Annotated in this window: 19 protein-coding genes; 9 read left to right on the top strand and 10 right to left on the bottom strand. The window is 65.0% G+C overall.

All coding sequences use genetic code 11. The features are described 5' to 3' along the window. Positions 1–136 precede the first annotated feature (136 nt). Positions 137–1,714 carry a hypothetical protein gene (locus E2484_RS08215; RefSeq protein WP_137284716.1) on the top strand — a complete coding sequence of 526 codons (1,578 nt, stop codon included), beginning with the start codon at positions 137–139 and terminating at the stop codon, positions 1,712–1,714. 153 nt (positions 1,715–1,867) lie between these two features. Here the strand turns inward: E2484_RS08215 and E2484_RS08210 are convergent, their stop codons facing one another. Further along, positions 1,868–2,764, bottom strand: a complete 897-nt coding sequence (locus tag E2484_RS08210; RefSeq protein ID WP_137284715.1) for an isoaspartyl peptidase/L-asparaginase — start codon at positions 2,762–2,764, stop codon at positions 1,868–1,870. Positions 2,765–2,977: 213 nt separating this feature from the next. Here E2484_RS08210 and icd point away from each other — a divergent pair, with 213 nt between their 5' ends. Both icd and E2484_RS08200 read left to right on the top strand, forming a co-directional pair. Continuing rightward, on the top strand, positions 2,978–4,255 hold the full coding sequence (gene icd / locus E2484_RS08205) for an isocitrate dehydrogenase (NADP(+)) (protein WP_137284714.1): 1,278 nt from the start codon (positions 2,978–2,980) through the stop codon (positions 4,253–4,255). Between the two features lie 134 nt (positions 4,256–4,389). Beyond that, positions 4,390–5,289 (top strand): hypothetical protein, encoded by a 900-nt coding sequence (locus E2484_RS08200; RefSeq protein ID WP_137284713.1) that lies wholly within the window; start codon positions 4,390–4,392, stop codon positions 5,287–5,289. Positions 5,290–5,581: 292 nt separating this feature from the next. Here E2484_RS08200 and E2484_RS08195 read toward each other — a convergent pair whose 3' ends face one another. Further along, positions 5,582–5,920 (bottom strand): cupin domain-containing protein, encoded by a 339-nt coding sequence (locus E2484_RS08195; protein WP_137284712.1) that lies wholly within the window; start codon positions 5,918–5,920, stop codon positions 5,582–5,584. 464 nt (positions 5,921–6,384) lie between these two features. Between E2484_RS08195 and E2484_RS08190 the strand changes: the two genes are divergently transcribed. Further along, positions 6,385–6,915 carry a DUF5817 domain-containing protein gene (locus tag E2484_RS08190; protein WP_137284711.1) on the top strand — a complete coding sequence of 177 codons (531 nt, stop codon included), beginning with the start codon at positions 6,385–6,387 and terminating at the stop codon, positions 6,913–6,915. A 102-nt stretch (positions 6,916–7,017) separates the two neighbouring features. On the opposite strand, the gene E2484_RS08185 is transcribed toward E2484_RS08190, so the two are convergent. Continuing rightward, complete coding sequence (locus E2484_RS08185; protein WP_137284710.1) at positions 7,018–7,392, bottom strand: CBS domain-containing protein; 375 nt, start codon at positions 7,390–7,392, stop codon at positions 7,018–7,020. Between the two features lie 480 nt (positions 7,393–7,872). Between E2484_RS08185 and hmgA the strand changes: the two genes are divergently transcribed. From hmgA to E2484_RS08160, 5 genes are all read left to right on the top strand, one after another. Then, complete coding sequence (gene hmgA, locus E2484_RS08180; RefSeq protein ID WP_137284709.1) at positions 7,873–9,102, top strand: hydroxymethylglutaryl-CoA reductase (NADPH); 1,230 nt, start codon at positions 7,873–7,875, stop codon at positions 9,100–9,102. A gap of 187 nt (positions 9,103–9,289) precedes the next feature. After that, complete coding sequence (locus tag E2484_RS08175) at positions 9,290–9,613, top strand: hypothetical protein (RefSeq protein WP_137284708.1); 324 nt, start codon at positions 9,290–9,292, stop codon at positions 9,611–9,613. A 47-nt stretch (positions 9,614–9,660) separates the two neighbouring features. After that, the gene (locus tag E2484_RS08170; RefSeq protein WP_137284707.1) at positions 9,661–10,641 is read left to right on the top strand and encodes a ribose 1,5-bisphosphate isomerase; all 981 of its coding nucleotides are present in this window, start codon (positions 9,661–9,663) and stop codon (positions 10,639–10,641) included. A gap of 99 nt (positions 10,642–10,740) precedes the next feature. Next, positions 10,741–11,238, top strand: a complete 498-nt coding sequence (locus tag E2484_RS08165; RefSeq protein ID WP_137284706.1) for a DUF302 domain-containing protein — start codon at positions 10,741–10,743, stop codon at positions 11,236–11,238. 344 nt (positions 11,239–11,582) lie between these two features. Next, entirely contained in the window at positions 11,583–12,410 is an 828-nt protein-coding gene (locus E2484_RS08160; RefSeq protein WP_137284705.1) for a hypothetical protein, read from the top strand. A 303-nt stretch (positions 12,411–12,713) separates the two neighbouring features. On the opposite strand, the gene E2484_RS08155 is transcribed toward E2484_RS08160, so the two are convergent. The 7 genes from E2484_RS08155 to E2484_RS08125 form a co-directional block, all read right to left on the bottom strand. Beyond that, positions 12,714–13,505, bottom strand: coding sequence for an ABC transporter permease (locus E2484_RS08155; protein ID WP_137284704.1), 792 nt, complete (start codon positions 13,503–13,505; stop codon positions 12,714–12,716). Then, a complete protein-coding gene (locus E2484_RS08150; RefSeq protein WP_137284703.1) occupies positions 13,502–14,548 on the bottom strand; it encodes an ABC transporter ATP-binding protein in 1,047 nt (348 codons plus the stop codon). The genes E2484_RS08155 and E2484_RS08150 overlap by 4 nt, the downstream gene beginning before the upstream one ends. A gap of 88 nt (positions 14,549–14,636) precedes the next feature. Next, positions 14,637–16,304 (bottom strand): potassium channel family protein, encoded by a 1,668-nt coding sequence (locus E2484_RS08145; RefSeq protein WP_137284702.1) that lies wholly within the window; start codon positions 16,302–16,304, stop codon positions 14,637–14,639. Positions 16,305–16,436: 132 nt separating this feature from the next. After that, positions 16,437–17,369 (bottom strand): hypothetical protein, encoded by a 933-nt coding sequence (locus tag E2484_RS08140; RefSeq protein WP_137284701.1) that lies wholly within the window; start codon positions 17,367–17,369, stop codon positions 16,437–16,439. Positions 17,370–17,452: 83 nt separating this feature from the next. Beyond that, positions 17,453–18,166 carry a DUF2270 domain-containing protein gene (locus E2484_RS08135; protein WP_137284700.1) on the bottom strand — a complete coding sequence of 238 codons (714 nt, stop codon included), beginning with the start codon at positions 18,164–18,166 and terminating at the stop codon, positions 17,453–17,455. Positions 18,167–18,325: 159 nt separating this feature from the next. Continuing rightward, positions 18,326–19,114 carry an endonuclease NucS gene (nucS, locus tag E2484_RS08130; RefSeq protein WP_137284699.1) on the bottom strand — a complete coding sequence of 263 codons (789 nt, stop codon included), beginning with the start codon at positions 19,112–19,114 and terminating at the stop codon, positions 18,326–18,328. A gap of 280 nt (positions 19,115–19,394) precedes the next feature. Continuing rightward, positions 19,395–19,922, bottom strand: a complete 528-nt coding sequence (locus E2484_RS08125) for a P-loop nucleotide/nucleoside kinase family protein (protein ID WP_137284698.1) — start codon at positions 19,920–19,922, stop codon at positions 19,395–19,397. Between the last annotated feature and the right edge of the window lie 197 nt (positions 19,923–20,119).

The raw sequence follows: 20,119 nt of genomic DNA, 5'->3' as shown, positions 1-20,119 counted from the left end.
TATCACCGAGTAGTTAGGGCCGTCGTACTCGGAAAATAACTCCGCGGTAATGGCAGTAATAGCCCGTCAAAACCCCAAACGGTACGAAACGGTTAGGCCCGTTTATTGGCGCTTCCAGCGATATGATTGCCTGCCTATGCAACGAGAAACCGGTGCAGTGCTGATGGTGACGGCGCTCGTTCTCGCCAGCGTCCCGTTGGCGACCCTCGGGGGTACCTCACCGTCGGCAACCGACAAAGCGAACGGAGTAACATTACAGAACGTGACGGTCGAAGAGCTAGAGTTGGCTAACGCCACGGTCGAGAACGCGACGATTCAGACGATGCAGGCGGACAGCGTCGAGGTGACGAGCCAGAACAAGACGCTCGACAACGCGACGCTACAGAACCTCAGACTCCAGCGTCTCTCGCTCGAGAACGTCTCGATGGAGAACTTAGAGACCGAGGACCAGACGCTCTCGCAGGCGCTGAGCGAGGACACGTCGGTCGAATCCGTCGTCGTGCAGGACCTGACCATCGAGGAGATGAACGTCTCGCAGTTGACAGTCCAGAACTTCCGCGTGGAGACCGGCGCTGACCAGCAGGCCGCTGGCGAAACTACGACGACAGAAGAGGCCGCGCTCCAGGAGGAGACCACGACCGAGACGGACGAGGAAGAGACCGAGATGGGCGAACAGGAGACCACCACTGAGATGGGTGAGCAAGAAACCACGACCGAGATGGGCGAACAGGAGACTACGACCGCGGCCGAAGGCCAGACCGAAGTCGGCGAGGTCACGGTCGATAGCGCGACCATCGAGACCGTTGAAGTCCAGGAGATGAGCATCCAGACGCTCATCCTGATGGACGTGGACACCGGCGGAATCGAGACCGAGGAGACGACGACCGAAGCAGAAGAGACGACGCCCGAAGCGGAAGAAACCACGCCCGAAGACGAGGAAGAGACGACCACCGAAGTCGCGGACGGTGAGGAGACCACGCCTGAAGAGGAGGAAGAGCAAGAAGAGGAAGAGGAGACGACCACCGAAGAGGCCGCACTTCAGGAAGAGACCACGACCGAGATGGGCGAACAGGAGACCACGCCTGAAGAAGAAGAGGAAGAAGAGCAAGAAGAAACGACTCCCGAAGAGGAAGAAGAGACGACCCCCGAAGAGGAAGAGCCGGGTGCTCAAGCCGACGGAGAGGAAACGACCATCAGTAGCGTCACCGTCGAGAATGCGAACGTCGGCGTGGCCACCGTCGGTTCCTCGTCGGTCGGGTCGGTCCAAGTCGGAGAGGGCGGACTCGCAATCGTCGTCATCCAGAACCTGGACGCTCCCTCGGAGGTCCAGCAGGGTGAAGACTACACTGTGACGGCGACGGTCATCAACGTCGGAAACGAGCGAATCACGAAGCGGATGTCCTACCGTATCGCTGGGAACGTCGTCGAATCGAACCTCGTGCAGGTGCCCGCACGGGGTGCCGCGAGCGCGACGTTCGAGGTCAACGTCGGACAGTTCCCCGACGGGACCTACACCCACGGCGTCTACACTGACGGCGCGCGCTCGACCGCCGAACTCTCGATAGCGGCGGGCAATCAGACCGACACGGGCGAGATGAACACGGGCGACGACGCAGGTGACGAGGAGACCACGACCGAAGGCGGTCAGGAGACCACGACCGAAGACGGCGAAGTGACGGACGAAGACGAAGAGACGACCACAGCGGAAGCGTAACGCGACTCCCGATTCGACTCTTTTTTCGAGCGTGACGGCAGGTAACTACGGCGTCGTTCGCCCGCGTCCTACGTCGGGAGTGAAGCTACTCGCACGAGTTCGGTATCCGACGTCGTGCGACTTTCTCGTCGTCCGACTACTCTCGCCGTCTGGCTACTCTCTCGTGGTCCGACTACCGACCGCGGTCTGCATCGCGTCGCTGTTGAATGCGCTCCCGGCGTTCCCGTCGCGGTCGAGGACGATGACGCCCGCCGACGACCCCGTGAGTTCGGCGAACTCCTCGATGGCCCGGTCGGCCGCGGCCTGCGCCTCGTGGCCGGATTCGAGGTGTCGGACCGCCCGCCGAGTGAGAGTCGCTTTGGCGATGTCCTCGCCCGCGCCCGTCGCGCTGGCCGCGCCCGCGGGGGCCGCGAAGAATCCGCTTCCGATCTGGGGCACGTCGCCGACCCGACCCGCCAAGGCCAGCCATCGGCCTCCGGTGGAGGTGGCCGCCGCGAACTCGTCGCCGTCCGTGGCGACCGCACCGACGGTGTCGTGGTCCTTCGGGTCGCGCTCGCTCTCCGGACTCCCGCCGAACTTCTCGCGGAGCCAGTCGAGGTGGTCGCTCGGCGTGCCCTCGGGGACTGAATCGAGGTCGTCCCACTTCTCTCGAGTCTCCTCGGACCAGAGGTTCACGCCCGTCTCGACGCCGAAATCCTCGGCGAGGTCCACCGCGTGGTCGCCCGAGACGAGGACGTGCGGCGTCTCCTCCATCACGACTCTGGCGGCGCTCACGGCGCGTTCGACGCCCGGCATCGAGCAGACCGCTCCCGCCTCGCGGTCGCTGGTCATCACGCCCGCGTCGGTCCGGATTTCGCCGTCGCTCTGGACCGCGCCGCCGACCCCGGCGTTGAACCGCGGCGAGGATTCGAGGACGTGGACCGCGGACTCTATCGCGTCTACGACCGACGGCTCGGCCGCGCCGGTCTCGGCCGCCTCGTCCAACACTGCCTGTCTGGGTTCGGGTTCGTCGGGGTCGCTTCCGGCCCCGCCGTGAACGATGACCTTCATGCTGGTGGGTGGTTCGTCCGGGTTCTTAACTTCCGGTCAATCGGGACGCGGAACGCCGACGTGACGGGTCACAAGTTTGCCGGCACGGGTCGAGTATCGACCGGAGAGTTTGAGAGTGAGTTCCGTACCCAAACTAGGAATTTAAGGGTGTTTTGGGACTCACGCGGCTAAACGGCAGACCTTTTATCCCTCTCTCACGCAGGTTCGGATGTTATGAGCTACGACAAGATAGAAGTTCCCGAAGGTGGGGAAAAGATCACTGTCGAGGAGGAAGGCGAGGACGGTCTCTCCGTTCCGGACAATCCGATTATCCCCATCATCCACGGGGACGGAATCGGGCAGGACGTCGGCCCGGCCGCCCAGAAGGTTCTCCAGAAGGCCGCCGAGGAGACCGGCCGCGACGTCCACTGGATGCGACTCTACGCCGGTGAGAGCGCACGTCAGAAGTACGGCGAGGACGTGAACCTCCCCGACGAGACGGTCGAGGCAATCGAGGAACACCGCGTCGCCATCAAGGGCCCGCTCACGACCCCGGTCGGCGCTGGCTACCGCTCGCTGAACGTCGCGCTCCGTCAGACACTCGACCTCTACGCGAACGTCCGACCGACCTACTACCTCGACGGCGTCCCGTCCCCGATGAAAGCGCCCGAGGAGATGGACATGGTCACGTTCCGGGAGAACACCGAGGACGTGTACGCGGGCATCGAGTGGAAGGCCGGCACCGAGGAGGCCGAGAAGGTGCGGGACTTCGTGGAAGACGAGATGGACTTCGACGACGTGATGCACGAGGGTCCCATCGGTCTCGGTCTCAAGCCCATCTCCGAGAAGGGCAGCAAGCGCCTCGTTCGCGAGGCCATCGACTACGCCATCGAGAACGACCGCGACAAGGTCACGCTCGTCCACAAGGGTAACATCATGAAGTTCACCGAGGGTCAGTTCGGTGACTGGGGCATGGAAGTCGCCGACGAGGAGTACCCCGACGACGAAGTGTTCGCCGCGCCCGACTCCCTCTGGGAGGAGCAGGACGAGGTGGACATCCCCGAAGACGCCGTGATGGTCGAGGAGCGCCTCGCCGACGCGATGCTCCAGTGGATGCAACTCCGTACAGACGAGTTCGACGTGCTCGCAATGCCGAACCTCAACGGCGACTACCTCTCGGACGCCGCAGGTGCCCAGATCGGCGGTCTCGGCATCGCGCCCGGCGCGAACTTCGGCGACAACCGCTGTCTCGCCGAACCGGTCCACGGCTCCGCGCCCAAGCGCGCCGGTCAGGACATGGCCAACCCGAGCGCACTCATCCTCTCGGGCCGCCTGCTGTTCGAGTACCTCGGCTGGGACGACACCGGGAAACTCATCCGCGACGCCGTCGAAAAGACCATCTCCTCGGGCAAGGTCACCTACGACCTCGAACGCCAGATCGAGGGCGGCGAGAAGCTCGGTACCAGCGAGTACGCCGAAGAGATCTGCAAGAACATCGAAGAACTCGCGTAGAGCGTCTCCTCTCTCCTGCTTTCTCTTCGAGCGCCGAGAATCCAGTCAGCCTGCCGACCGTTTTACTCACGCAACTATCGGCGTTAAATTCTCCGAGGGAGAGATTTATAAAACTCCGCGTGGGTGACTACCACATGAGCACCAAGGTACCGGGAAACGCGAGCCGACTCGACAGGTTGCTCGGAGAACACTTCGACCAGCTTCTCCCGTGGAAGCGACGCGCGGAGGCGTTCTACTACGAGAAGCGAGCCGAACTCGCAGGCGAAAGCGACTACGAGACGGTACGGGAGTACTACGACAGAGCGATCAGCGCCCGGGGCCGACTCGGCGACCGCGAGGCCGCAATCGACCTCGGACTGCGACTGGCTGGCCTCGCTCACGAGAACGGTGACCTCGCTACGGCCCGCAACCACTACGAGCGAGTGGTCGAACTCCACGCTCGGCGGGAGAACGCCAGCGAGGCGCTCGACGCTCTCGAACCGATGCTCGACATCCTCGACGCAGAAGGCGCGGACGACGAACTCTCCCAGTGGTGGGGCCACGCCCTGATGATTCTGGGGAAGGCCGAACCGGGCGAGGTCTCGAACGAGCGCAGGGACGAACTTCTCCGGCAGTACGCCGACCAGATTCACAGCGAGGACAGCGCGGGACGGCTCTACGGGTTCGCACTCCAGCGATTCCTGGCCGACGAGGAGGAGCCGGGCGTGGACCTGCTCGACGCGACGTGGGAACGCCGCGAAGTCGTCCGCGAGCAGGTCGGCCAGTTCCGGGTCGTCCTCGCTGCGGGCGTCGGGCGAGTCGCCCACGCCGAGATTGCCGACCGGGACGTGGACCGCGAGGAGACGCTCGAATTGGTCGCCGACCACCGCGAGAAACTCTCGGACGCCGCGACGACGCTGTTCGAGCACCTCTACGAGGGCGAGACCGACGCCGACCCGGAGGACCTCAAAACTGGCGTGGGTCCGCAAAACGAGGCGGAACTTCGCGACGTGGAAGCCGAAGTGTTCGGACGATTCCTCGCCGAACTCGACTGATTCGGCTCTCGGCTTCGCCGTTCGCGTCTTTCCGCCCCGCGAGGCTGTCGCGGTGCCGTCCGGGGCGGCTACGGTCTGGTTGGCTCCGGAGTAGCTAGTGTCTCGTTCGTCTCGGGTCGAACAGTGGCTAACCGTCTCGTTCGTCTCCAGTCACGGTGTAGCTAGCGTCTCACCCGTCTCGAATCGAGCAGTGTCTTCCAACCGCGACGTGACCTCGCGACGTGACCTCGGCGCGACGGTCACGGCGGGTCCTTCGTCCTCGTAGTCGGCCCTGAACCCGTTTCGTTGGTTCTCAGTCCTTCCAGTCCGGATTCTCCCGCGGTGGGCTGAAGATGTCCACGCCCTCGACCGGCACGTCGCCGCGGTTCTCGGCGGCGTGGGGTTCGTCGGCAGGGATGGCGTAGGAATCACCCTCGGCCACGTCTACTTCCTCACCGTCCACGAGGAAGGTCAGCGTCCCGTTGGTGATGTAGCCGGTCTGCTCGTTCTCGTGGCTGTGCTCGGGTACCTCCGCGTCGGGTTCGATGAAGAAGTGCTGGACGTTCATCTCGTCGGCCCCGGCGAGCAGCGAGAGGTGGACGCCATCGACGGCTTCGGTGGACTCTTCGGTGTCTTTGGGTACGACTTCCATGCGTGGCTGTATCGATGAGGGCCGAGTACCTAAAGGTTCGACTCTGGGCAGCCACGTCGGTCCGAAGTCGTCGTCCGAGCGGTAGGGACGCAGACGCGAGAGCGAGGGAGTAGAGAGGTAGATACGAGGAGAGAGCGAGGGAATAGAGTGGCAGACGCAAGAGGGAGGGAGAAGCTAGCTACTCCTTGAGCAAAGGAGTACCGCAACCGCCCCGCACGGCACCGCGACAGCCTCACGCCTCCCCAGCCTCCTCGTTCACTCCCTCCGGTCGTTCACTCGTCCCTCGCGCGGTTGGCGCGACCTCGCGGTTCGAGGTCGCGCCAGCACGCGCCGATAGTCGAGGGACAAGTATAGAGTGATTAAAGAAACGCATAATTGCCTCAAGGAAAGGAAAACACTTCTCCAAACCGGCAGCACCAGTTCGAGTCCGAACATTCACGTAGGAAAAAGCCCGACCACAGACCATGTACGCCGTCGTGGGGTGTAGCGACTGTCAGGCGCTCAAAATCGTGGAAGGGCGGCCCGAGACGACTCAGTGTCCCCGATGTGGCAAGCGCCGGAAGTTCGAGAAACTCAGGAAGTTCGTGGAGACAGACGACGAGGACCACGCCCGCGAGGTCCGGTCGTCGATGCTCGCCAACCGGCAGGACGAGGGCGAGGCGTTCGCGGAACTCGACTCGTTCGCGGAGATGGAGGCGCAGGTCGAGGACGCGGGCGTCTCGGACGAGGAGTATCTGGAGGCCTCCGGCATCGACACCGAGGAGGTCGAAGCGGCCGCCGAGCGCGTCGAGAACCGGTCGGCCAGCACGCGCGGGACCTCCCGGAAGGACACCGTGCTAGCGGCCCTGCGGGAACTCGACCGGCCGACCGAAGACGAGGTGGTCGCGTTCGCGGACGAACGCGGGGTTCCGGCTGACTACGTGCGCGACGCCCTCCAGAAGTTGGCCCGGCGCGGCGAGGTCAGCGAGAGTCGCGGCCGGTATCGGTTGCTGTGAGCGCGGCTTTCGGAGCGTTGGCGTTGTCGAAATCGGTGGTCACTGAGGGGGACAAAATAGCGAGGTGATTCGCGTCCGGAAAACGGGGTTCCGCGATTTCGTTTACGAGAGGTGGGCAGCGATGTCGGTCGAGGAGACCATCCCGACGTAGTCGTCGTCGACGACCGGGAGGTGTTTGATACCGTAAGTGGTCATCATCGCGGCGACCTCCTCCATGTAGAGGTCCGGTGTGGCAGTCTCGACGTCGGTCGTCATCACGTCGGAGACTTGCAGTTCGGAGGTATCTCGTCCGTCAGCGACGGCGTCAAGCACGTCCGTACTGCTGATAATCGCCCGTGGCGTGGTCGGAACGACCAACGCGTTGATGTCCTTCTCTCGCATCTGTTGAGTGGCTTCCATCACCGTCGCGTCCTTCGAGATAGTCTCTAGTGGCGTGGACATCACGTCCTCGACAGTAGGTCTGTCGTCGGTACTCATACCGTTAACAACGAACGCGGGAACTATGGGACTTTCCCTGGAGGCAGGCGGTCCTGACAGGTATATCGGATATCTCTCGGCCCGACGCGTTAGCTTCCACGTGGTGGTCGTCACCACGGCCAACAGTACGGCTACGGATTTCGAGAGAGCCGAGAACCCCACGCAAATCGTGGCAAACGGTCCCGCAGTGGCGGGGGCGCGGTCGATGGCAAGGGATGACAGGCGCAAACGAGCGACGGTTGGAGACCGAATCGAACTCGACTGCGGTTCCGCGCCGGACGAAGGGGGAAACGGTGGCAGGAACTCTCTCCCCTTCCGGTGGGCCACTCGGGGACCATCTTTGGCTACGGGCGATTTCGACATAAACCTCGGCCATGTCCGTGGTGAAAGTAAAAGTGGTCGCGTACCCGTGAGGTCGAGACCGGCGGTCGCCCGCCCCGAATGAGAACTGTTAGGGGCCGTCCCCGCTATCGCCCGGACATGGCCGACGACTCCGACTCTCACGACCCGGACGCGATCGCCGAGAAGGTGCGCGAGGGCGAACTGCGACTCCACGAACTCGACAGGTACGCCGACCACGAGACGGCCGCGGCGGCGCGGAGACGCCTGCTGGAAGCCGAGACCGACGCCGACGTGGACGCCATCGGTGACTACACCTTCGACGCCGAGCAGGCCGACGCCAACATCGAGAACATGGTCGGCGCGGCACAGATTCCGATGGGAGTCGCCGGGCCGGTGGAGGTCGCGGGCGGCGCGGCCGACGGCGACTACTACCTCCCGCTGGCGACCACCGAGGGCGCGCTACTGGCGAGCGTCAACCGCGGTTGCTCGGTCATCGCCACCGCGGGCGGCGCGGACGCCCGCGTCACCGAGACCGGAATGACCCGCGCGCCGGTGTTCCGGGTCGCGGGCGTCGCCGAGGCCGAGGAAGTCGTCTCCTGGGTCGGCGAGAACACCGACCGCCTGCGCGAGGCCGCCGAGTCCACCACCAACCACGGCGAACTCCTCGACGTGGACTCCTACGTGGTCGGCGACTCCGTCTTCCTGCGATTCGTCTACGACACCAAGGACGCGATGGGGATGAACATGGTGACCATCGCCACGCGCGAGGCCGCCGAAATCGTGGAGGACGAGACGCCCGCCTCGCTGGTCGCGCTCTCGGGCAACCTCTGCACCGACAAGAAGCCCGCAGCCATCAACGCCATCGAGGGCCGAGGTCGGAGCGTCACCGCGGACGTGACGATTCCGCGCGAGACGGTCGAGGACCGACTTCACACCACGCCGGAGGCCATCGAGGAGGCCAACACCCGGAAGAATCTCGTCGGGAGCGCGAAGGCCGGAAGCCTCGGCTTCAACGCCCACGCCGCCAACGTGGTCGCCGCGGCGTTCCTCGCCACCGGACAGGACGCCGCGCAGGTCGTGGAAGGGTCCAACGCCATCACGACCATCGAGGCCCGGGATGACGACCTCTACGCCAGCGTGAGCCTCGCCAGTCTGGAAGTGGGCACGGTCGGCGGCGGGACCAAACTCCCCACCCAGTCGGAAGCCCTCGACGTGCTGGGCCTCCGCGGCGGCGGCGACCCCGCCGGGAGCAACGCCGACGCGCTCGCCGAGATCATCGCCGTGGGTGCGCTCGCCGGGGAGCTTTCCCTCCTCGCCGCGCTCGCCTCCCAGCACCTGTCGAGCGCCCACGAGGACCTCGGCCGATAGCGCAACGGGGACGTAGACCACCTAGACGCGCTCTCCAAATCAACGGCCAGGATGGGACTTTTACTCGTTCCCACCCCGGTCTCACCGACCCCGGTTCTCGTTCGATTACCGACCTTCCAGTCGCCGAAACCTCTCCGTCTCGCATCCGGTAGCCACAAGAGCGCCGAGTTCCAAGACCCACGTAGCAATGCCCTCGGCCGCGACAATCTTCGGGTTCCTGCTCATCATGGTCGTCAACACCGTCCTGGCGGCGGTCGCCATCCGCTTTTTCCGCCTCCGGCTCTCGACGACGTGGGGCGTGGTCGTGTACACGGCGGTACTCGTCCCGCTGATGTACGTCGCCACCACCATCCTGCTCTCGGGGTTCATCGGGTTCGGCGGAAGCGGGGTCCAAGACCGGGGGACGGCACTGATTCTGGTCTGGGTCGTACCGTTCACGCTGGCGGTGTCGCTGGACGTCTTCTGGATGCCCTCGCCGGAGGAAGTCGACCTGCCCGACCAAGCGCGGTGACTGGCTACCCGGTTCGTTTTTCTTGTCTTAGTCCGTACGTACCAGCTATGAGTCAATCCGACGCCGAGGTCCACCCGACCGTCGCGGACGTCGCGGCCGACATCGCCGAGATGGAAATCCGGGGCGCGGCGACCATCGCCGACGCCGCGGCCGAGGCGCTCGCGGACCAGGCCGAACACAGCGACGCCGAAACGCCCGAGGCCTTCCGGGCGGAGATGCGCGCCGCGGGTCGCCACCTCCGGGAGACCAGACCCACCGCGGTCAGCCTCCCGAACGCCCTGCGATACGTCCTCCGCGGGATGGAAGGGGACACGGTCGCGGAACTCCGCGAAAGCACCGTCGAGAGCGCCCGCGAGTTCCAGCGCGAACTCGACCAGGCCCAGGCCAACCTCGGCCGAATCGGTGCGAACCGCCTCCGAGACGGCGACACCGTGATGACTCACTGCCACTCCACCGACGCCCTCTCGTGCGTCGAGCAGGCGCTCGAACAGGGCAAGGAGATTCGCGCCATCGTCAAGGAGACCCGGCCGCGCAAGCAGGGCCACATCACCGCCCGATGGCTCCGCGAGATGGGCGTGCCCGTCACGCTCGTCGTGGACAACGCCGCCCGCCGGTATCTGGACGAGGCCGACCACGTGCTGGTCGGCGCGGACTCCATCGCGGCCGACGGGTCGGTCATCAACAAAATCGGCACCTCCGGGCTCGCGGTCAACGCCCGCGAACGCGGCGTCCCCATCATGGTCGCGGCCCAGACGCTCAAACTCCATCCCGACACGATGACGGGCCACACGGTCGAAATCGAGATGCGCGACGAGCGCGAGGTCCTCGGCCTCGACGAGGAGGAAGAGATCGAGGGCGACCTCGACAGCGACGGATTCACCGTCGAGAACCCGGCGTTCGACGTGACGCCGCCGCGGTACGTGGACGCCATCGTGACCGAACGCGGCCAGTTCCCGCCCGAGAGCATCGTGACGCTGATGCGCGAACTGTTCGGCGACCAGCAGGGCGGCGAACCGTGGGAGGAGTAGTCGAAACCGCCAGTCGTCCACTGACCCGTCCAAATCCGTCGTTTCGGTCCCATAGCCTCCAGATAATTAACCGTCCGGCAGTGTTCTCTCCGACGAGTCATGAGAGACACCGACAGACGCACGTTCCTTCGAGCGACCGGGCTCGCGGGCGGTCTCGCCTTCACCGGCGTCGCGGCCGGACAGGAGACCACGACCGCAGAGGGAGACGAGGAGGACGGTCTCGTCACGGTCCAGAGCGACGACGACTTCGGCGCGACGGTCGAGCGAATCAGGACGAGCATCGAGGAGAGCGAGAACATGACGCTCGTGACCACCGTGGACCACGCGAGCAACGCCGAGTCGGTCGGGATGGACCTCCGCCCGACGACCCTGTTCGTCTTCGGGAACCCCCAAATCGGGACGCGACTCATGCGACGGAGTCAGACCGCGGGTATCGACCTTCCCCAGAAGATGCTGGTCTGGGAGGCCGAGGACGGGTCGGTCAACGTCACCTACAACGACCCCGCGTGGGTCGCCGAGCGCCACGACGTCGATGCTCCGGAGATGCTGTTGCGACAGGTTTCCGACGCGCTCGACTCGCTGGCGACCGGCGGATAGCGACCCGCGACTGTCGAACCCGAGTGCGGACCGCGAACAAACCGGTTCAGCGTGCCGGTGCGACGTACGGCCGCACAGCGTGCTGGCGCGACGCACCTATGCGTCGCGCCAACGCGCGGTGACGTGGAGAGGGAAATAAATAGTGTAGGTAAACAGATTTTTCTAATCGTTTCGGAATCGAATACACTTCCCTACCCTCGCGCCGGGCGGCCAGTCGCGAACCGTGAAAACACCCGAAACGACGTCGAAAGCAGGGCTTACCGGACAACGGAAGGGAGAAATCCGGTATTTCCTCCGAAACGGTGACGCGGGTTCATGACGGTTCCGGAGAGTCGCCGGAAGTGATGGCACTCAGCAGACGCGAACTGCTCGGCTACGCAGTCGCTGGCACGACAGGCATGGGAATCACGACCGCCGCGCAGGATTCGGGCGAACCCGGCGTCGGACAGCGATGGCAGTTGGGCGGCGTCTACGCCCGACCCGCCGAGATCGGCGACACCGCGGTCACCTTCCGGGCCTCCGCCGAATCGCAGTACGTCACCGACTACGAGGTCGAAGTCGTCCTCTTCTACCGACCGAAGCGGGCGGGCGGTGAGAGTAACCCGAACGACTCGAACGCCGCAGGGGACGCGAGTGCCGCGACGAGCGCGGGAGGCGGAGAGTGGCGGAAACTCGATTCTGAGACCGGCCCGCTCGCCGAGGACGTGTACCTCGAAGCCACCGCCGAGGGCCTCGAACCCGGCCGAACCTACGAGTACCGGGCCGAGGCGTACCTCACGAACTACGACGGCCAGTCGCGCCGGGTCAGCGAGACGTTCGCCGTGACCGCGGGCGACCCCTGCTCGGGTCCATCGACCAACTGCCTGCGCGTGGAGACGCTGGCCCCCGAGACCAGCGACGACGGGAGCGCGGTGACGCTCCACGGGACCGCGCGGGGCCTCGACGCCTACGACGAGGTGACGGGCCACTTCTTCTACCAGCGCGAGGACGGGGAGAAGAACTGGACCGACTACGTTCCAATCGACGATGAGGGTGACTCGGGCGAGTTCTCGGCGACGCTCTCGGACCTACCTGCGGGGTCGTACACCTACTACGCCGAGGCCCGTGGCGAGGGCGGCGGGCTGAAGAACATGTACGGTGAAGGCCGGGAGCGACGGTTTCGGGTGGAGTGAGACGCCGCGAAGGTGAATCGTGTTGGGTAGTTGTGGTTATAGGTAGTTATGGTGATTGGTAGTTGTGGTGATGGGTGACTGCGGAGGAGCTGGCTTCGGGCTCGAGCAAAGGAAGACCGCAACTGCACAGCACAGCACCGCGACTGCCGGCCTCGTACCTCCCCGTCCTCCTGCGGTCCTCGCTACGCTGCGGTCCTCGTCCCTCGCGCGGTCGGGCGCGCGCAGAACTGCGCGCGCCGGGATGGAAGGTGGCAGTAGCGCCGGAGAAGGAGAGACGAGCCGAGGAGCGCCCGACCCTGCCCCTCAGTCCGTCAGCCCGTACCCGCGCTTGAACAGCACGATGTCGAGTGCGAGTATGGCCGCGGTCAGGCCCGACAGGACCGCCAGCGACCAGTTGGGGTCCACCTCGGAGACGCCCAAAAAGCCGTACCGAACCCCGTTGACCATGTAGACCATCGGGTTCAAAAGCGAGAGTTCGTAGTAGGGCGAGGGGAGTTCCCGAACCGCGTAGAACACCCCGCCGAAGAAGACGAGGGGGCGCACGATGAACTGGTTCATCATCGTGAGGTTGTCCCAGTCGTCGGCCCAGAGACCGCCAACGACGCCGAAACTGGAGAACAGCAGCGTGATGACCACCGCGAACGCGACGAGGTAGAGGGGCCGAGCGACCCCGACCGAGGTGAAGAACGCGCCGATGACCGCGATGAGCGACCCGACGAGCAGGCCGCGGGTCGCACCCGCGACGATGTAGGCCACGACCATCCGCGAGTAGGACATCGGGGATGTGAGGGTCTCCTCGATGTAGTCGTTCCAGCGCCCGTGGAAGATGGAGAACGAGGCGTTCTCGAAGGCGTTCGAGATGGCTCCGAGCACGACCAGACCGGGCAGGATGAACAGGATGTACGGAATCGGCTCACTGCCCGCGCCGATACTGATTTCGCCCACGCGGTCGCCCAGAATAACCCCGAACACCGAGAAGTAGAGGACGTTGGTGACGAACGGCGGGACGAAGGTGTTCCGAGGCCGCCGGAGGAATCGCAGGATTTCCCGGCGCACGAGCGTCTTGAAGCCGGTGAGTCCGGAGACGAAACTCATTCTCGCGCACCTCCCAGTTCGTCGTTCGTCTGCCCCAGTTCGCCGTCCGTCCGCTCGGACCCGCCATCCGCGGCGACCGCTTCCGCCGACTGGTCGCTTCCCCCTTCGCGGGTCATGTCCACGAATACCTCTTCGAGCGAGGTCCGGGAGATGTCGAAGTCCACGATTTCGTGGCCCGCGCGGTCGAGCGCCCGCACGAGGTCGGGAGCGACCAGTCCGCCTCTGGTCGCGGTCACGACCAACTGCTTGCCGTCCATCTCGACTCCGTCGATGCGACCCTCGCTCTGCGTCCCGCGACCCGTGAACATGGGTAGGTCGGGAACGCTTGCGGGCGCGTCGCGGAGCGTGACCCGAATCTTGTCCGGCCCGCGGTCCATCAGGTCCTCCGGCGTCGCCACCGTCAGCAGGTTGCCCGAGTCCAGAATCGCCACCTCGTCGCAGAGGCGCTCGGCCTCCTCGATGTAGTGGGTCGTGAGCAGGATGGTGGTCCCCGACTCGTTGAGTTCCGTGATGAGGTCCCAGAGGTCGTGGCGCAACTGCACGTCCACCCCTGCGGTCGGTTCGTCCAGAATCAGCAGGTCGGGGTCGGTGATGAGCGCCCGCGCCAGCATGAACCGGCGCTTCATCCCGCCCGAGAGCCAGTTGAACCGGGTGTCGCGCTTGTCATAGATGCCGACCTGCTTCAGTACCTCGTCGGCGCGCTCGCGGGCCTGGTCGCCCGAAATCCCGTGATAGCCGGCCTTGTGTTCCAACACCTCCCGAATCGGGAAGAAATGATCGACGTTGAACTCCTGCGGCGCGAGGCCGATGGCGTCGCGGGCCTCGCGGTAGTCGTCCTCCACGTCGTAACCGAACACCTCGGCGCGGCCGCCGGTCCGCCGGACCAGCCCCACGAGGATGTTGATGAACGTGGTCTTGCCCGCGCCGTTCGGCCCGAGCAGGCCGAAGAAACTCCCTTCCGGTACCGAGAGCGACACTCCGTCGAGCGCCCGTACCCCCTCGTACTGCTTTCGGAGATCCTCGACTTCGATGGCGGCAGTCATTGGCGAGGCGTAGACGCGTCGCGGCGAAAAGGGCGTTGGTAGCGGTCGACCTCGGGGGATTTCCGCGCGAGGCTGGACCGACGACTGCTCACGCGAACTGGCGCTCGAACTCTCGAATCGTCGCGTCGGACCCGGCCACGATGAGCCTATCGTCGGACGCGATTCGGGTCGACCCGTCGACGACGAATTCCCCGTCTCGTTCCACGCCGACGAAGACGTACTCCGTGTCCGACTCGTCGTTCATCTCGTCGAGCGTCCGACCCGCGAACGCCGCGGTGTCCGTGCGAACGACTCGAAGCTGTTCGACCGGAGTGAGAACGTCTTCGCCGCGGAGCTCTCGCGCCAGCAGGCGGGCGCTGACTCGCTGCGTCGAGAGGACGTAGTCGGCTCCGGCGTCGAACGCGGTGGGCGATTTCGCGGTGCTGTCGACCCGGACCAGAATCTCGATGTCGTCGGTGAGTGTGCGGGCGATGGCGACCGCGAGCATGGCGGTCGAGTCGTCGTCGACCGTCACGACGAGCGCGCTGGCGTCCTCGATACCCGCGGACTCGAGCGTCTCTGGGTCCAGAACGTCGCCCACCACGTCCACGTTCCGGCCGTCCTCGCGGTCGATGGTCGTCGCGGTGACGTCCTCGGCCAGCGCGTCGTAGGCCGCCTGGCCGCCGACGCCCATCCCCGCGACGATTACGTTCGAGTGACGCCGAGGCGGCCGGACTCCGGCCGCGAACTCCTGAAGGTCGTCGATGGCATCCTCGGTTCCGACCACGATGAGCACCGAGTTCGGGGTGACGGTCTCGGTCGGGTCCGGCGGCAGTCGGAGGTCTCCGTCTATCCACGCCCCGACGAGCGTGAGATCGGAGTGACCGGCGAGGGCAGTGTCCTCTATTTGGACGCCCGCCAGCGGACTGTTGCGCCGAACCAGCACTTCCCGGATACGGGCGTCCCCCACGGTCGCGTCCCCCATCGCCTCCGGCGCTTCGGCCCACGCGTTGGTCTTCTGGCCCAGTCGGCGGCCGATGAGCGCGTCGGGCGACACCACGGCGTCCGCGCCAACCTCCCGCAGCGCTCCGTCGTGAGAGGGCGTGTCGGTGACTGCGACGACCCGGAGGTTCTCGTTTCGCCGGAGAGCGGTCAGGACGACGCTCGCGTTGCGGTCGCCAGCGTCCGTGACCAGGGTGCTGGCGTCGTCTATCATCGCGCGGTCGAGCGTCTCGACCTCCTCGGGGTCGCCGTGAATCGCCTGATAGCCGTCGTCCGAGAGCGCCTTGGCCTCGTCCGTGTCGGACTCGATCAGCACGTAGTCGACGTTCAGTCGCTCCAGTTCGTCGAGCAGAACGCCCGTGTCGCGCCGGTACTCGCAGACGACGACGTGGTCGTCCTTCGAAGTCAGGCGGTCGCTCAGGTCGAGGGGAGCGCGCTCGAAGAGGGGGATGACCAGCACCCGGAGCGTGGCGAACCCGATGACGACGCCCGTCAACTGCATGAAGACGATGAATACGTTCATTATCGGTGACGACCACGGGGAGTCCGCGCCGTATCCCGTCGTAGTCATCGTCTCTACGACGGTCTGAAGCGACCGGAACATCGAGTGGTCGTGTCCCTCCAGCGTCCGCATCCCGTAGTTGTAGAGGACGGTATATATGAGAATTATCGCCACGATGACGAAACCGTAGACCAAGACGAGACGTTGTCGCCGAGTCAGCCACGGGAACAGCGCGTTCTCCCCTTTGAACCACTTCGACCAGTTAGTGGTCATGTATCAGAACGGTCACATCGAGAACGATGGTCCGTCGAACGGTTCCTCATATCCGATTCGAAGAACACGCTCGAAAACCAAGAGTCGTTTGACCGATTTACCGCGACTGACGTCGCAGAAGGCCAGCGAACGCTACAGATACCCCATCTGTCGTAGGTGTTCGCGGGCCTGCTCGTCCACTTCCTCGGTCTGCTTCTGGTGGTAGGCGCTTGCCGAGGACTCGGCCACGATTTCCTTTCGCTCGCCCTGCTGAATGACGAACCACGGGACTTCGACCATCTCGTCGGTGTAGATTCGCTCGGGGTGGCCGTAGCTCCGAATCGGGACGGGAAACTCGCGCTCGCCCAACAGCATCCCGTGGTCGGCCGTGACGACCGACTTGCCGGACAGGTCCGCCAGGAGGGCTTCGACTTCGCCCAGTACGAGTTCGAGGTTCTCGCGGTAGACCTCTCGGAGGACGCGCTCGGACACGTCGATTCGGCCGAGAAACTTGTCCGCGAGGGGATTGGGCCGATACTCCGGAAACACCTCCCTGCCCGTCTCGCCGAGGTACGGGGCGTGCGGCTGGACGAAGTGGACCAGCAGGCGCTTGTTCGGAAACTCGTCGGCGGCCTCACGGGCGGCCTCGGCGACCGGTTCGGGCGGCACGCCGTCGTCGCCGTAGTTGATGGCCTCGCCCCACACGTCCACGACTTCGTGGAACTCCGCGTCGAGGCGCTCCTTCCAGACGGCTTCCTGATAGAAGATGGTCGAACCGGTGACGTAGACGGTGTCGGTCGGGTCCCGGCCGTCGAGGTTCCCCCGCAGGAACTCGGCGGTGGCCGACCCCCTCGACTCGCGGGAGTCGAGGGTGCCTTCGAGGTCGAACTTCCGGCCCACGTCGGCGAAGGCGTCGTACCGACAGCCGTCGAGAATCAGGCAGTTGTCCCAGTCCTCGTCGAAGAGCGCAGTGCCGTCGGTGTTGTAGTCGCGCTCGCCGAGGCGGGTCCAGTAGAGCCGATTGAGTTCCCGAAGCGCGGCGCGGGGATTCTCGACCCCCTGCCGAAACTGTTCGAGCGAGTACATCGACCGCGGCTTGCACTCGGTCGGCCTTTGTTATTCTCTCGTTGGAACGCGGAGTACGGCGGGTCGGTGCGGACGAAGACGACTCACCGATACCGCCGCAGGTTCTCGGTTCGGAGTTCGTCGCGGGCGTGCCAGGTACGGGGTCGCAACGCGACGACGGCCGCCGCGACGTAGGCGATGACCACGACAGCGGTCACGGCAACCCCCGAAATCTGGCCGATGGCGGCGCTCGCGGGCCACGGTCGCGGAGCGAACGCGACCACGCGGATGACCCACGCCGCCAGCAGGACCGTGAACATCGGCAGGTACACCCGGCGGAGACGGTGAGCGATGGCCTCCTCGGCGGTGATTTTGAGGGTCGGCGTTCGATAGTCGTCCGCGAGGCGGGCCCGCCAGTTCTTGTCCACGAGACCCTTCGACGGGTCGAGACCGTACGCCCAGACGTTCTCCTGGAGCGTGCGGACCCGAGAGCGCCAGACGTCGTAGGCCCGGTACCGACGGGCCTCCACGACGAGGAACAGCGAGATAACCGCCCCGCCGACCAGCACGACGTAGTGGGGGTTCTGCGCGCTGGAGAACGCCCACGTCAGAATCGCCGCGATGACGAGGACGGCCCAGTTGGTCGTCTTGTCGAGGCGCTCGCGCCAGAGTTTCATCCGGTGTATCTCCCCGCGGTAGAGGTGGGCCATCGCCGAACTCGGCCCCATCTCGACGTCGAGCAGTCCCTTCCCGACGGTCGCACCCTCCGGAAGCGATTCCTCGTCTGCACCGCTCGCGCCGTCGTCTTCGTCGGTCATGTTGTCGAATCACCTCGGCTCATTTAGTATTGTCTGGTAATCGAGTTACTATACAAAACAGTTCCGACCACCCGGCCGTCGTCGAAGTCGAAACGCTCTACCGGTCGGTCGAGGTCGGAAATCTCTACCAATCGGACGAGACCGAAACGCCGTCGTCGGTTAGAAGTCGGTCAGTTTCGCTTCCATCGACCCCTTCGCGTCGGTGTCGAACTTCGAGAGCGCCACGAATTCGAGGTCGTTGTCCCGGAGCGCGCGCTGGACGCGCTCGGACGCGTCGGGCGCGACGAGCATCCCTCGCACGGTCTCGTTTCCGGCGGTCACACCGCCTTCCCGAGGTGAATCCTCGCGCTCCTCGTACAGCGAGACGTAGCGCTGGAGTTGGTCGAAGTGGTTCAGCGTGGCCTGGATTCGCTTGACCTCCACGACGACCGGGGTACCCTCCTCGTCGCGGGCGAAGAAGTCGATGAAGCCGTACTTGCTCTCGCGCTCGTGTTCCACGATGCGGAGGCCCTCCTCCAGCACGTCGGGGTTCGCTTCGATGTACTCGTGCATCTCGGCTTCGGTGCCCGACTCCTCGTAGGTCGCGCCGTCGGTGGCGTCGAAGCGCGTCAGGCCGTAGGCGTCCAGAATCCGGGCCTCCACGCGCTCGCTCGGGTTCGTGCGCCGCGCGAGCAGCACCGCATCATCTTCACTCGTGCGCGCGGAGACGGTTCCCCCGCCGGGCATCCAGTTGACCGGCTTGTGGCCGGTCGGCTGGTGGACCAGGAAGGTCCCGTCGGGCTTGGCGACCAGAACCCGGTCGCCCGGCCCGAGATAGCCGGAGGTCCGGCCTTCGTATTCGACTTCACAGCGGGCCTGCACGGTCAGCATCGCGCCGTCCCGGAACGCCGCCTTCGCCTCGGCGACGAGGGTTTCGGGGTCGGGCGCGTCGAGTTGCTCGGCGACCATTCGTCTTTGCTCGGTGGTCATCACCGGAGCAAAAAGGTAGTGGATTCTCTATCGTCGGTGTCTGATTCGCCCAAAGACCATCTACTGCCTGAACTGTCGCGAAGGAGGTAGCTACTGCCGACTCCGAGTCCACCCCAACCGCACAGCGCGGCCCCGCGCCGGAGGACAACACGCGCCGGGTAGTCAGCTAAGATACGTATACTGTTCCTTCAGAGATATCTATGGAGTTTAAAGGCAGGAAGATATTGTTAGAACTATTCCATCTCTGTCCCACCGAGTCTCAGAACTTCTGGTCGACTTGCCGGAGCGTGTCGGCCATCCCGTCGGAGTTGTCCACGGTAACGTGGTCCAGCGAGATGGGGTCGAACTGCTCGCGGTACATGGCGTGAACATCGAAGTCGGCGTCGCTCTCGTCGCCCTCTCTGCTCTCGATGCGGTCCCGGACTACCTCCGCGGCGCACTCGACTTTGACCAGTCGGAAGTCGGCGTCCAGCGACTCCGAGAGGTCGGTCGCGTGGTCGCGGTAGACGGTGTCCTTGAACGTCCCGTCGAGGACCACACTCTCGCCGTCTTCGACACTCTCGCGCGCGCGGTCGAACATCTCCCGGTAGACCATCCGGGCCTCCTCCTCGGTGTAGTCGGGGTCGGACAGAATCTCCTTGCGAATTACGTCGGTCCGGAGGAGTCGCCCGTCGAGTCGGTCGGAGATGTCCTCTGCGACGGTGGTCTTGCCGACGCCCGGCAGGCCACAGACCACGACCAGTCGCGGCGTCCCCTGGCGTCCGTCGAGTGCTTCGGTCTCAGACATGGCCACCACCGACCGTCCCCGAATTCATTTTCGCGCAGGTCCGAGTCATCTCAATTACTGTAACCCACGAAGCCAATCCCTTATCAAGGTGTGGAAACGGGGCCGGGTCGGCCGCCGTCGTGACTTTCCGGACCGGTGTCGTACGGTCGATAGTCACTCGTGACGTCGAATCTGTTCGGCCGACCGGACGTGGCGGT

It is taken from the genome of Halorussus salinisoli (genome assembly GCA_005239435.1).
Taxonomy (GTDB): Archaea; Halobacteriota; Halobacteria; order Halobacteriales; family Haladaptataceae; genus Halorussus; species Halorussus salinisoli.
The sequence above is the reverse complement of the archived record's forward strand: the minus strand, read 5'-3'. Positions and strand labels throughout refer to the sequence as shown.